The 13,308-nt window shown below is 41.7% G+C and carries 14 protein-coding genes and 2 tRNA genes; 7 read left to right on the top strand and 9 right to left on the bottom strand.

The window, feature by feature from the left end; genetic code table 11:
• On the top strand, positions 1 to 354 hold a 354-nt coding region (locus tag NT178_03575; protein ID MCX5811607.1), incomplete at its 5' end, for a hypothetical protein.
• Positions 355 to 454: 100 nt separating this feature from the next.
• On the opposite strand, the gene NT178_03570 is transcribed toward NT178_03575, so the two are convergent.
• The 3 genes from NT178_03570 to NT178_03560 are packed head-to-tail and all read right to left on the bottom strand — an operon-like array spanning position 455 to position 2,771.
• On the bottom strand, positions 455 to 1,219 hold the full coding sequence (locus tag NT178_03570) for a YdcF family protein (protein ID MCX5811606.1): 765 nt from the start codon (positions 1,217 to 1,219) through the stop codon (positions 455 to 457).
• A 36-nt stretch (positions 1,220 to 1,255) separates the two neighbouring features.
• Positions 1,256 to 2,152 carry a patatin-like phospholipase family protein gene (locus NT178_03565; protein ID MCX5811605.1) on the bottom strand — a complete coding sequence of 299 codons (897 nt, stop codon included), beginning with the start codon at positions 2,150 to 2,152 and terminating at the stop codon, positions 1,256 to 1,258.
• Complete coding sequence (locus NT178_03560) at positions 2,127 to 2,771, bottom strand: MBL fold metallo-hydrolase (GenBank protein ID MCX5811604.1); 645 nt, start codon at positions 2,769 to 2,771, stop codon at positions 2,127 to 2,129. Before NT178_03560 ends, NT178_03565 begins: the two co-directional genes overlap by 26 nt.
• Before the next feature lie 129 nt (positions 2,772 to 2,900).
• Here NT178_03560 and NT178_03555 point away from each other — a divergent pair, with 129 nt between their 5' ends.
• Positions 2,901 to 3,602 (top strand): thymidylate synthase, encoded by a 702-nt coding sequence (locus tag NT178_03555; protein ID MCX5811603.1) that lies wholly within the window; start codon positions 2,901 to 2,903, stop codon positions 3,600 to 3,602.
• 8 nt (positions 3,603 to 3,610) lie between these two features.
• Here NT178_03555 and NT178_03550 read toward each other — a convergent pair whose 3' ends face one another.
• The 3 genes from NT178_03550 to NT178_03540 all read right to left on the bottom strand — a co-directional run bounded on the left by NT178_03550 (position 3,611) and on the right by NT178_03540 (position 5,256).
• Complete coding sequence (locus NT178_03550) at positions 3,611 to 4,504, bottom strand: hypothetical protein (GenBank protein ID MCX5811602.1); 894 nt, start codon at positions 4,502 to 4,504, stop codon at positions 3,611 to 3,613.
• Complete coding sequence (locus tag NT178_03545) at positions 4,505 to 5,041, bottom strand: tetratricopeptide repeat protein (protein MCX5811601.1); 537 nt, start codon at positions 5,039 to 5,041, stop codon at positions 4,505 to 4,507.
• Between the two features lie 141 nt (positions 5,042 to 5,182).
• Positions 5,183 to 5,256: transfer RNA gene (locus NT178_03540), tRNA-Met, on the bottom strand.
• 204 nt (positions 5,257 to 5,460) lie between these two features.
• On the opposite strand from NT178_03540, the gene trxB reads away from it, so the two are divergent.
• The 4 genes from trxB (at position 5,461) to rdgB (ending at position 8,470) form a co-directional block, all read left to right on the top strand.
• Positions 5,461 to 6,387, top strand: a complete 927-nt coding sequence (gene trxB, locus NT178_03535) for a thioredoxin-disulfide reductase (GenBank protein ID MCX5811600.1) — start codon at positions 5,461 to 5,463, stop codon at positions 6,385 to 6,387.
• 96 nt (positions 6,388 to 6,483) lie between these two features.
• Positions 6,484 to 7,035, top strand: a complete 552-nt coding sequence (locus tag NT178_03530; GenBank protein MCX5811599.1) for a hypothetical protein — start codon at positions 6,484 to 6,486, stop codon at positions 7,033 to 7,035.
• Positions 7,025 to 7,756, top strand: a complete 732-nt coding sequence (rph, locus tag NT178_03525) for a ribonuclease PH (protein MCX5811598.1) — start codon at positions 7,025 to 7,027, stop codon at positions 7,754 to 7,756. Before NT178_03530 ends, rph begins: the two co-directional genes overlap by 11 nt.
• Positions 7,757 to 7,855: 99 nt before the next feature.
• Positions 7,856 to 8,470, top strand: a complete 615-nt coding sequence (gene rdgB / locus NT178_03520) for an RdgB/HAM1 family non-canonical purine NTP pyrophosphatase (protein ID MCX5811597.1) — start codon at positions 7,856 to 7,858, stop codon at positions 8,468 to 8,470.
• A gap of 124 nt (positions 8,471 to 8,594) precedes the next feature.
• Here rdgB and NT178_03515 read toward each other — a convergent pair.
• The 3 genes from NT178_03515 to lepA form a co-directional block, all read right to left on the bottom strand.
• Positions 8,595 to 8,670: transfer RNA gene (locus NT178_03515), tRNA-Glu, on the bottom strand.
• An 81-nt stretch (positions 8,671 to 8,751) separates the two neighbouring features.
• Complete coding sequence (gene hemW / locus NT178_03510; protein MCX5811596.1) at positions 8,752 to 9,840, bottom strand: radical SAM family heme chaperone HemW; 1,089 nt, start codon at positions 9,838 to 9,840, stop codon at positions 8,752 to 8,754.
• A 122-nt stretch (positions 9,841 to 9,962) separates the two neighbouring features.
• Positions 9,963 to 11,762 carry a translation elongation factor 4 gene (lepA, locus tag NT178_03505; GenBank protein ID MCX5811595.1) on the bottom strand — a complete coding sequence of 600 codons (1,800 nt, stop codon included), beginning with the start codon at positions 11,760 to 11,762 and terminating at the stop codon, positions 9,963 to 9,965.
• Positions 11,763 to 12,203: 441 nt separating this feature from the next.
• On the opposite strand from lepA, the gene NT178_03500 reads away from it, so the two are divergent.
• Positions 12,204 to 13,308 (top strand): cache domain-containing protein (locus tag NT178_03500; GenBank protein ID MCX5811594.1); only part of this gene is annotated, 1,105 nt, incomplete at its 3' end.

Raw genomic sequence — 13,308 nt, 5'->3', positions numbered from 1 at the left:
GAGAAAGCTCCTTATTTTATTAAAGATTGGCCTTTATCTGTCTCAACGATGGCAAAAAAGAAAGATACAAATAAGGTTGAGCGGTTTGAACTATACATAAGCGGGGTAGAAATAGCAAATGGTTATACGGAACTCCTCAATCCTGAAGAACAACGGAACAGGTTTGTTATTGATAACAGAGAACGGGAAAAGCTTGGTAAAAAAACGTTTGAATCGGATGAAGGGTTTTTTGAGGCATTGTCAAGAGTTGAAGGACCTTGTACAGGTGTTTCTATTGGTGTAGACAGGCTTTTAATGGTACTTTTTGATAAAGAGAAGTTAGACGATGTGATGATCCAAAGATTTAAAGTGTAATTCCAATGCCAAATCAAAGCGCTATCATCGTTGGCTTCGTCATCGGTTCCTCGACATAAAGGTAGCATGCCTACGTCACCTCTTACTTGCCGTCTTGATATCATCTTTGATTTGGTATTGGAAAAATCGTGTAAAAAAGTATTCCCATATATTCTTTCATTGCGATGGCAATAGCGCTTAAATTACCTGCATTCGGCAGGTAACTGAGCAAATCATATTTAGTTTTTGATGTGCTGTGTCCGGTCGGACAGGGGATGGTTCCCTTAAAAAAATTATTAAAAAGCATCATCGATCTTTTCATGTGAAAAGCGCTTGTAATAAGAACTATTCTATTGATGCCATGTTTATCCGATAGTTCTTTTACATACTTTGCATTTTCAAAAGTATCCTTGCTTTTTTCTTCCATAAGGATATCCTTTTCGTTGACTCCAAGGGATAAGAGTATCCTCTTTGCTATCGCTGCCTCTGAACGCCTTTCAAATATTATTCCGCCGGAAATGATTATCGGTTTTTTATCGATTCTGTACAATCTGTAAGCGCAGATTAATCTTAGAAATGCTTCGCTGCCTGGAGTTCCCTCCCCATCTAAGTCAGGCGCAAAATCATTCACGCCGCCTCCGAGCACCACGTATGCATTGCCCGTTTTTACTTCAGCTAATGTAGGCGGCCTATACGCATATTCAAGCGGCATTAAAAGCAGGTCTCCGGCAGGCTGTATGCTGCCGGAATAAAGCAGGACTGCAAGTAATAATGCAAAGAACCGGGATTTTTTCTTTAAAAAGACTGCGAATATAAGCAGTAAAACAATGAAACAACCGGGTGGGACAATGGCACATGTGATGATTTTTTTCAGGATAAACGTCATAATGTAAAAAGTGCAATGATAAATATTGAATATAGTTTATTGCCCATATCGTAGAATCAGTCCTTTAATCTTTGGAATCACTGCTTTTGTTGCCCTCATTCCCTCTTCCATAAGCCTCTTTTTTTGAGTAAAATCAAATATTGAAACACCTTTCGTTTCAGGCTCTATCAGAATATCCGCATATTGCAGCTTTGTCTTGTTGTTTTCATGCATCATGATGTTTACAGACTGGGCAATAATATCAATGACCGAACCGATGTCGTAGTCTTTGATATCCTTCAACAGGTTCACTGCAATGACAATATCCGCCCCTTTATTCTTTGCTATGTCGCATGCAACGTTATTTGTTACTCCTCCGTCTACGAGCATTCTGTTCCCGAACGTCACAGGAGCAAAAATGCCGGGTATAGATGATGAAGCCCTGATTGCTTTTGCAAGCGAGCCTTTTTCAAGGATGATTGTTTCACCTGTATTAAGATCTGTGGCTATCGGGTAAAAGGGTATTTTTGTATCTTCAACTTTTTTAACTTTGACTGTTTGTTCTACAAAAGTTTCGAGTTTTGCACCCTGGACCGGACCAAGTTTTGAATATATTATTGAAAAATCAAGAATATCGTTTTTGTCAATTTTAAATGCTATCCATTCAAGCTGAAAGCTATCAGGATTGGAAGCATATATACCTCCAATCAAACTTCCGACACTTGTCCCGATTATCATATGGATAGGTATTTTTTCCTGTTCAAGTACCCTTATTACGCCAACATGGGCAAAGCCTTTTGCTGAACCGCCTCCAAGCACGAGATCGATTTTCGGCTCGGTTTTTTTAAGTGCCTGAGGTGCAGTCCCGCATGAGCATGCCACAATCAATAAAACCGCAAGAATAACTGCTTGAGTTATGAAGGATTTTTTAATATCCAGCCCTTTGCCCGACATATGGATTGTGTACCTTTTCCCTACCGATGGTGCTTTTTGGCGAATCACCGTAATTGTGGCCTGGTGCAACTATTGTCTCATCAGGAAGGGTGAAAAGTTTATTGTGAACCGAAGAAACAAGGTCTTGCCATGAGCTGCCTCCAAGGTCTGTCCTTCCGACGCCTCCGACAAAAAGAGTGTCTCCGGTGAATACAATGCCTTTGTGGTATAACGAAATACTCCCGGGAGAATGCCCGGGTGTATGAAGTACTTCCAGAGAAGTCTCGCCTATGGTTATGTAATCACCATCCCTGACAGTAATATCTGCAGGCGGCGAAGGTTCTGCATTGAACATGCTCATCATCTGGGGTGACTGGTTTATTAAGCTGGACGACTCTTTCTCGTGGATGATGATCTTTGCATTTGTAAGATCTTTCATCCGTCTGTTTCCCATAACATGGTCAATATGGGAATGTGTGTTGACAATGTATTTTATCCGGTAGTCTTTACCGACTGCTTCTTCAAGCAATCTCTCTTCTTCGGCAGCAGGGTCGATGACGAGCGCCTCCTTCGTGATTTTACATCCTACAATATATGCAAAAACAGCCATCTGGCCAACCTGAATCTGTTTCACAAACATGGAGCCCTCCTTAATGTGGTTTATAATAATACTTTTTAGTGCTGTTTTTCAATTTATTTGATAGAATCAAATAAAACGCATTTATTTAACTTTGAATGCTGAATGTTTAATTTATGTAATGGAGGAAAGATGAAACCTGTTTATATTGAGGCGAGGGACCTGCCGGATGCTTGGTTTCAATGTGTCTACAAAATTTTTGAAACAGATGGCATTCATGAATATAAAATAGACAGGGGTTCTTTTGAGGGACAAAAGAGAAGGGAATTTGACATTGTGATGGTTCATGTAAAGTATCCCGGAACAAGACCTTTGATCCCCGATATACCGTCGGAGCTCGGGATACCTGCGCCTTCAAGCATGGAATATGTTGAGGAATACCTCCAGTACCTGATGACAGATAAAAAGGCAGACAATGAACTTTACACATATGGAGAAAGACTTACGAATCCTAAAGTGTGTGTTGAAGGAAAAGAATATGCTCTTGGAGTAAATCCTGTTATGGAAGTCATTGAGATATACAAACAGGGGAAGTATGGTACGAATCAGGCTATCATGGAAGTCGGCATGCCACAGGATATTATGCTTGAAGATCCGCCTTGTCTGCGCCTGATCGATACGCGCCTGATGGAAGGTAAGTTGCATTTTGTTCTGTATTTTCGTAGCTGGGATCTATGGGCAGGTTTTCCGTCAAATCTTGCTGCCATTCAACTTTTAAAAGAGTATATGTGCCAGGAGATCGGCGTTGAAGACGGCACAATCACAGCGATCAGCAAAGGCTTGCACTTGTATGAATACACCTTCGAACTTGCATTGAAGAGGCTGAGAAGATAAATTGGTGTTTAAAAGTGTGGGTTTATAGAAACTTTGTTATACATTTCTTTAATATGCCCCTGGACTTCTGTTATATTTGAATCTTCGGTGACTACGCGGGTTTCGTAGGCATTTGATACGGGATTGAAGAGCGTTAGAAACAGGTTATTTTCTTTTGTAGGTATCATCTCAAAGACAACCTTTTTTTGATAAAAAAAAGATATTCCAAAATATGACGATTCAATATATATATCTTTACAATTATAAGCAGTAAAGTTTAAAAGCTCGTTGATTGAATTCCTGAATGTTGCTGAAGGGATCTTGTCTATATGTTTTTGTACAAACGGTTCAAGCAAATACCTGTTTATTTCAGTTTCAAACATATAAGCTGTGTCATGAGTGTGTTTTTCTATTAATTTATTAAGATTGTACGTATAATCAGTTATTTCCTGGTAGGTATAGGAATCCTTTTCCCATAGTTTTTGAAAAATTTCATTGGTTTCTTCCCATGTGATTTCCTTTTCGGCATCTATAAGGATATTTCTTCGTAATAATTTATCATAAAATGTTTCAATACCCCTTCTTTCCATACGGCTGTCTACATAAATACTCCATATTTGATTATGCCTTTCCTTCATTTTAGGTTCTTTATTTTCGTCCGGTGCGATCTGAGGTTTGTATTGAAAATGCGGATTAAGTACGTCAAATATATAAAGGAATAGCCGGTATATTCTCCCGTATAGAAACCGGTCGTCCTCCCAGATTGTTATTTTAACATCAAGATAATCCTTTTTTCTCTTGATAAAGGATTTTTCATTCCATGGAGAATTTGTGTTTTCTATGTATATGTTTCTGATGAAATGGGATATTTCTAAGGAGTTGATAACCTCGTTTGCTATTATTTCCCCATTATCCAAATCCAATTAAAATTCGCCTTCTAAACCGTAAAGATCGAGAAGGAGTGTTTTTGATTTCATCCACAATGAACTTTGTTTGGTTGAAAAGGGTGTTGCTTCGAGCACTTCGGATAAAAATGTTCTTGCCTTCTCTGAATCACCTTTTTTTGAGTATATATATCCGATATTATACGCAGATGCAATTTTTATGTTGGTATATTTTGGTGTAAGCTGTTTTATCCTGTTCAATTTTATAAAAATATCTTCTTTTTCATTCTGGCCTATTGCGGAATCATTGAACAACATCTCGTACTGGCTTTGGACAATGCCGATAGTTGTTAACACTTCTTTTGTATAATCATATATTTTAATAAATACCCTTAGAGAGCTATCGCTATCGCCCTTCTTCAGGTACTCCTCTGCTTTTCCTAAAGATGCTTGTATGTTGGAGCCTGTGATTACCACAGCTTCTTTAACTTCTTTTTGTACAGGTTGCTTTTTAATTTTTTTCTCAGCCCCATGCGATACATTTGGAAAAATTATTGTAATAGTAAGAAATAACATGAGAAAAAGCGCCATAACAAATCTCTCTTCCTTCACGATTGTTATTTCAATGTCTCTTTCAGTTTGTTTCCGGTTTTGAATTCTGGTAATTTGCATGACGGAATTATTATCTCCTTAAAATGATTAAGAAAACTTATAAAATGGCGGTGCAGGGAATTGAACCCCGGACACTGCGGATATGAGCCGCATGCTCTAACCATCTGAGCTACACCGCCTTGTGCTTTTCTATATGATAATAACACCGATGTTGTCAATAATAAATTGCAAAACATTATATCTGTATCATATTAAAGAAAAGAAGATCATTTTCACCTGTCATATTGCCGGGTACACATCAGATAGCGCCTTTTGTCATTGACACAGTAAAAACCTATCTGATAGCATAACAACAGTAAAAGAAAAAGAATATGGAGGTAAATGTGTCTGAATTCCATGAAGCAATTATTATCGGCGGCGGGCCGGCAGGTCTTACCGCAGGCATATATCTCATGCGTGCAGGGATTGATACATTGCTTCTTGAAAAAATGGTACCGGGCGGAACGCCGATGAATGCGGGACATATCGAGAATTATCCAGGTTTTCCTGAAGGCATATCGGGCAGGGATCTGATGAATCGGTTTACAGAGCACGCCAGGCAGTGCGGGCTTTTGATACAGGAATTTTCCGGGGTGGAAGACGTTTTCGTAGAAAAGGGGAGATTTGCAACCAGAACATCCGAAGGGATATACATATCTGCGGGGATAGTCCTGGCAACAGGGACAGAACCGGCAAAGATGGGTATACCCGGTGAAAATGAGTTTCTTGGCAGGGGTATCTCGTATTGTGCAACTTGCGATGGCGCCTTCTTCAGGAACCTCGATGTAGCAGTTATCGGCGGGGGAGATGCAGCCATTGAAGAGGCGCTGTCACTGGCAAATATTGTAAGGAAGGTCTATGTGATCCATAGAAGGGATGCACTAAGGGCGCAGAAGATTATCCAGGACAGGGCATTCAGGAATAGTAAAATGGAGTTTTTGTGGAATAAAAGGCCCTTGGAAATAAAGGGAAAAGAGCAGGTCGAGCATATTGTTATCGAAGACATAAAGACAGGAGAGCATTCAGAAGTTAAGGTTGACGGGGTATTCGTTTATGTGGGCGCAAGGCCGAATACTGCTTTCCTGAAAGATCTTGTCGACAGGGATGATTCAGGATTTGTATTGACTGACGAAGCCCTTTCTGCAAAGACGAAGGGTATATTTATTGCCGGTGATGCAAGAAAAAAGACCTTACGGCAAATTTCTACCGCTGTAGGGGATGGAGCCCTGGCCGCAGTGAACCTTGAAAGGTATATACTTGAAAAACGTTAAACAGTTTACAGTTCTGAAAATATCACGTGATTTTCGGAGATTTTATGAGCAAAAATATCAGGAAGAAAATCAGGCACATACAATAGAGAGTCTCGAATGAAGGTCTTTATCATTCTTGTATGTATATTATTCCCGTTATTTTGTTCCTTTGCCGGCGAGCATATTATATTATATCGTACCGGAGAAAAAGATCAGAATGCCTGGAGCCTGTTGAAGAAATATTTTGACAGTAAGGGCTATAATGTGAGTATTTATGAAAAACCGGAAACATTTGAAAAACATCTGGAGAATGCGAACAGAATCAACAGGGCAAATGCTTTGCTGATGTTGGCCATTGATTTTCGTATTGGAGATAAGGACGATGTTTTTGTTGCTGTAACGAACTCAAAAAAAGGAAGCGGCAAATTTCTCACAATTGAGGAGATTCCCGCACAACACATTGTTCGTTCTACGGAAATTGCAAAATGCGTCGCATCTTCTTTTGGTAAAACAGTTAAGGAACTTCCGTTGCTCCCCCTCCATGGCGTTGATATGCCCGGTGTTTTTTTGAGAATGGAATGCACAAAGGACAAGACGGGTGAAACGCTGAATACGTTAAATGATTGTCTTCAGAAATATTTTATGAGAGGTATAAAAAATGAGAAGTAATGGAAGGGTAAACGACAAAATACGAGAGTTAAGGATAACGAAGAATTTCCTGAAATTTCCTGAAGGCTCTGTCCTTGTCGAGATGGGCGAGACGAAGGTAATATGCGGCGTGAGCGTGGAAGAGAAAGTTCCGCCTTTTTTGAAAAATTCAGGGAAAGGATGGTTGACTGCTGAATATTCTATGCTGCCGAGAGCTACCAAAACAAGGTCAATGAGAGAAGCGGTTTCAGGAAAGATAGGGGGGCGTACCCATGAGATACAGAGGCTTATCGGCAGGGCTCTCCGTGCCGTATTAAATCTTGACATAATCGGCGAGAGGACGCTTTGGATAGACTGTGACGTAATACAGGCTGATGGCGGGACAAGAACGGCGAGCATTACAGGCGCCTATGTAGCCCTTGTGGAGGCTTTATGGGCTATGAAGAAAAGAGGCGTCATCGAAAAAATACCGTTTCGTGATTCTGTTGCGGCAATCAGTGTAGGACTGGTAAATGGCGAGATTGCTCTTGATATGTCATACGATGAGGATTCCAGGGCTGAAGTGGATATGAATTTCGTGATGACAGGCAAGGGGCAGCTCATAGAGGTACAGGGCACGGCAGAAAAGACGCCTTTTACAAAAGAACAGTTTGACATGATGTACCAGTATGCGTTAAAGGGCATCAACGAAATTACGAGGCAACAAAAAATAGCTCTTGGAGCACTTTTCCCGATGATTTAAACGGCAGAAGACAGGGGTAAAATGGGAGACAGTTTTCAGTGGGCAAGAGGCAATGAATTATGTCGCACGCTTGTCTGAAAAATGTCTTTTTGAATTATTATGAAAGATGTTGTAATTGCAACAGTAAACCCTGGCAAGCTTGAAGAGATAAAGGCTATTCTTCATGGCGAATTCGTTAATTTTTATTCTTTAACGGATTTGGAAGATCAAGTTGAGGTAAGTGAAGACAGCCTTCTATATCTTGAAAATGCGATGAAAAAGGCTCGAAAGATCGGCGACAGATTCAATATGGATACGATTGCCGATGATTCGGGTATCGAGGTGGCGGCCCTCGGAGGAAGACCGGGTATATTTTCTTCAAGGTACGGCAAGGATGATGAAGACAGGATCAATAAATTGCTTGTTGAGCTTAAAGGGATTCCCTGGGAAAAAAGGGGTGCGGTTTTCAAGGCATATATAGCCCTGTACATGCCTGAAAAGGAAAGGAGCTATGTATTTTACGGTTCGCTGAAAGGTTATATCGGGTTTGAAAGAAAAGGTGAAAAAGGTTTCGGTTACGACCCTGTTTTTTATGTGCCTGAACTGGATAAATATATAGCCGAACTTACTATGGAAGAAAAAAACAGACTAAGCCACCGCGGCAGGGCGCTCCATGCATTGAAAGAATTTTTGAATACGGATTTTTTCAGAAATCCCGAAGCTCTAAAGCAATAATATTGTTATAAAGCCATATGTTCAACATTTACTGTAGAATGCTTGTTGATAAAGAATTTGTTTCTATTCTTTGTGTTTCAAATTCAAAATTATAAATTCACAATTAGAAATTGTTTTAAAATTTTGGTAGTCCCAACGAGGTTCGAACTCGTGTTACCGGCGTGAGAGGCCAGCGTCCTAGGCCACTAGACGATGGGACCTTAAGTGAAGAATCATATCAGAAAAAAAGTATGTTTTCCATATAAAAAGTAGTTGAAAATAAGGAATGACTCACAACAACTTTATGTGAACATAAGGGGAAGGTGGTCTGCGATGAGGTAGCCCTTTAGAGTGGGGATTATCATGTTGCTACGGATCTTCACAAACCCTGATCGTTTTAATTGCGATAAGGTTTGAGTCATTGAAGGACTGCTGCAAATGTCATCGACGCATACACCGCTTTGAGTCCTGAAACCAAGATAGAGGCGTTCCAGTCTCAATTGTTCATCGGTAAGGTTTTCAGACCCGTCAACGGGTTTTCTTCCCTGCGAAACTACCTGGCAGTACTCTTCAACAGATCTGTAGTTCCACCACCTGACATTGTCTTTGAAGGAATGAGCAGCAGGGCCGAGTCCGAGATAGGGTACATGCTGCCAGTATTTCCGGTTGTGGCGTGAAAAATATTTTTTGCCCTTTCCGTAGTTAGAAACCTCGTAATGAATAAAACCGTTGAGCTTTAAAAAGCTTGATGTAAGTAAAAAGAATTCCCTTTCCTCTTCTTCTGTTATGGATTTCAGCTTGCCCTCTGTCTTAAGTTTGCCGTAAGGTGTTGTCTCCTCAAGAGTGAACTGATAGCAGGAAAGGTGCATTGGCTCAAGCTCGATCGCCATTTGCATCGTATCCAGCCAGCTTTCCCTGGTCTGACCCTCAAAGCCATACATAAGGTCTATTCCGATGTTGGTGAAGCCGCAGGCCTTTGCAAGCTTCACTGCTTTTTTGGCGTTATGACCGGTATGCCTTCTCTTCAGGAACCGGAGCTCTTTTTCATTGAATGACTGAACGCCGATGCTCAAACGGTTCACGCCTACCGCACTTAATGCGCCGAGTTTTCCGGATGTCACGTCATCGGGGTTTGCCTCAACGGTGATCTCAGTATCGGGAAGAAAAGTAAAATGGTTATGAAGGGCATCCAGAAGGCGTTTTATTTGATGGTTGTTGAGCAGGGTAGGGGTTCCTCCGCCAAGATAGAGGGAGTCGAAGACGGTAAAATCCGGGCGATAGAAAGACATCTCCTTTTGAAGGGCATTAAGCCATGTATCAATGAGAGAAAGATCTGTTACAGAATAAAAATCACAGTACGGGCACTTTGTTTTACAGAAAGGGAAATGGATATAGAGGCCGGGATATGAAATCGGAGGCTCCTTAATGCATTAAAGGTTCATACATAGCTCATAGTTAATAGCTCATATCATAGCCTGTTTTAAAAACTTAGAGGGTAGAATATAGTAATCAGTTACTCGGTATCTGTTCTCAACACTGCCATAAAAGCGCTCTGGGGAATTTCTACGGAGCCTACGACTTTCATCCTCTTTTTACCCTTTTTCTGTTTTTCAAGGAGCTTCCTTTTTCGTGAAATATCCCCGCCGTAGCATTTTGCAGTAACGTCTTTTCTGAATGCAGTAATGGTTGAGCGTGAGATGATTTTCCCTCCAATAGCCCCCTGGATGGCTATTTTGAACTGTTGCCTCGGTATCTCCTCTTTCAGACTGTCACATGCCTTTACCCCCCTTTCACGGGCATGTTCGCGATGAACGATCATAGAGAGGGCGTCAACCTTTTCTCCGTTTACGAGTATATCGAGCTTGACAAGGTCGCTTTCCCTGTAATCGATAATCTCGTAATCAAAAGATCCATATCCCTGGGTAATGCTTTTCAGCCTGTCATAAAAGTCGAAGATCACCTCGCCTAACGGCATGTCAAAGGTAATTTCAACACGGCCTGAAGTAGGATAACTGAGACGCGAGTTTACTCCTCGCCGGTCCAGGCAGAGCTTCATGACAACCCCGACGTAACGTTCGGGAATCATAATACTGGCCCTGATAAAAGGTTCTTCACCCTTTTTAATCTCTGTAGGGTCGGGGTAATATGCCGGGTTATCTATGGTAACTGTCCGACCGTCGGCAAGGAGGAAACGATACTGGACACTGGGAGAAGTCATAATGATAGATTGGTCGAACTCGCGTTCAAGCCTTTCCTGGACGATCTCAAGGTGGAGGAGCCCAAGGAATCCGCATCGGAAGCCCTGTCCAAGCGCTGCCGAAGAGTCTTTCTGATAAACGAGGGCTGCATCGTTCAGCTTGTACTTCTCAAGTGCGTCTGCAAGGGACAGATAGTCATCAGAGGCAATAGGGTAAATAGATGAAAAGACAACCGGTTTTACCTCTTTAAAGCCGGGGAGTGGCTCTTTGGCAGGGTTTGTATCGAGGGTTATGGTATCGCCGACCCTTGTATCACTTACTGTCTTGATGCCTGCAATAATATAACCGACCATCCCGGCTGTGAGGTCTTTTCTTGGTTCCATCTTAAGACGGAATATGCCCACTTCTTCAACCCTGTGCTGAGTGCCCATGGCCATAAGCCGGATGGTATCGCCGGGACGGACTGAACCGTTGAATATGCGGCAACTGATAATTGTCCCACGGAATGAATCGTACTGTGCATCAAAGATCAGGGCCGATAGGGGTTTTTCCAGGTCCCCTGCCGGAGGCGGTATCCGTTCAGCAATTGCCTCAAAGATCTCTTCAACGCCTGTACCTTCCTTTGCCGAGCAGAGCAGAGCTGATTCAGGGTCAAGACCCAGTTCACCATCAATCTCCTCTTTTACCCTGTCAATATCGGCAGAAGGCAGGTCGATCTTATTGATGACCGGGATAACAACCAGATTGTGTTCCATGGCAGCGTAGAGGTTAGCTAATGTCTGCGCCTCAACCCCCTGCGAGGCATCGACAAGGAGGAGCACCCCCTCGCACGAGGCAAGGGCGCGGGATACTTCATAAGAAAAATCCACATGACCCGGGGTATCGATAAGGTTGAACTCAAACTCTTCCCCGTTTATTTTACTTTTGTAGGGTAAATTAACAGTCTGGCTCTTGATCGTAATGCCCCGCTCGCGTTCAATATCCATGTTGTCGAGTATCTGATCGCGGAACTGCCGATCATCAACGAGGTCTGCGTGCTGGATCAGACGGTCGGCAAGGGTTGATTTACCGTGATCTATATGGGCAATAATGCTGAAATTTCGTATTTGTTTCATAGTCCCTTTCTTTTATGCGTATTTATTTAACCCATTCCTGAGATAAGGTAAATATATTTTCTATAAGAGGAAAGCAAATTGAATAACAATAAATTTGCATTATTATTTATTTAGGCTATACTTATTATATGTTTATCTATGTAGAGTTAGAAGCTTAACAGCCATAAAACAGATCTAATTTTTACTCTTTTGATGACATTTGCTTATAACTTTTTGTAGATTAGAAGTAAGAAGTAACAGGGGTCCATCATATTTAAGAGTTTCTCTGGAGCATGTTGAATTCTCTGTGTTATTGAAGGGGGATATCAAATGGAATTTCCAGAAGATGCCAATGTAAAAAATCCCTCCCCCCCATGCCTTCAGTCAAGCTCCTCTCCACCACTTACCTTTCCCTGTGTTCCACAATCTGCATCCGATATTGGCAACCCATAAGGGACATGTATGAAAACCTTATTTGAAGGGAAGAAATTATATGCCGTAATAATTGCGGTTATCTTTATTATTACTTTTCTCATCACCTTTTCCATCATACTCAACCAATATCAGTATGTATTACAGAATACAATCAATGAAAACAAAGTAACAGCGAATTTCCTCTCCTCGCTCATACATGAACATCAGATGGCAGCTACCAGTATCCTGGAATCCTACGTACAACGCCCGCTCTTCATCGATGCAGTAAAGAAGAAGGACTTTCGCCACATCATCCCTCACCTGAAATCCTTAAGCGAGCACCACACTGAAATCGATGTCCTCTTTGTCAGCGACCAATATGGAACCGTCTGGGCAAATTACCCGGTGAGTAAAGAATCCTACGGCAAGAACTATGTTCACCTTGACTGGTATAAAGGGGTAAGCAGGAAATGGAGACCCTATATTTCTACAGTATTCCGTTTGATTGTCCTGGAAAAAGATCTCGCTATTGCTGTATCTGTTCCTATATTAGACAAGAAAGGTAAGGTCATCGGGATACTTGGCAGCATCCAGCACACCGTCTTCCTCGCCGCCTTCATCAGGGCAAATACAATAGATCCCAGAAAGAGTATTACCCTCCTCGACCAGGAAGGAAACATGATATTCAGCACTACTGTTCCCTATCAGGAGAACATAACGAAATACCCTGACGCACGCGTACGGGAGAAGGCACTTGCAGGAGCCAGTATTGATATGGAAATTGCAGATGCAAAAGACAAGGGCAATATCTTCTATGTATCCATTGCACCTGTAAAAGGTATTGGCTGGTCAGTCATTGTCGGGCAGGAGAAAGGAGCAATCCTGAAGTCATTATACGGGTATTTCATCTTCTTTGCAGTTACAGGTTTTGCCATATTCCTCTTCCTTGCAGTTGCTTTGCTCTATTTCAGGAGGGAGTACAAGTACAGGAAAACAAAGGAGCTCCTCCAGGCAGAGGCAAAGTTCCACGCAATTGCTGATTATACATATGACTGGGAAAACTGGTTCGGACCCGACGGAAAGCTTATCTGGGTCAATTCTGCGGTTTTTCGTTTCACCGGATACTCGGTCAACGAGTGTTTTGCTATGAATG

The sequence above is a fragment of the Pseudomonadota bacterium genome (assembly GCA_026388255.1).
Classification (GTDB): Bacteria; Desulfobacterota; Syntrophorhabdia; order Syntrophorhabdales; family Syntrophorhabdaceae; genus JAPLKB01.
Note: the sequence above shows the minus strand (reverse complement) of the source record. Positions and strands in the feature narration are given on the sequence as shown.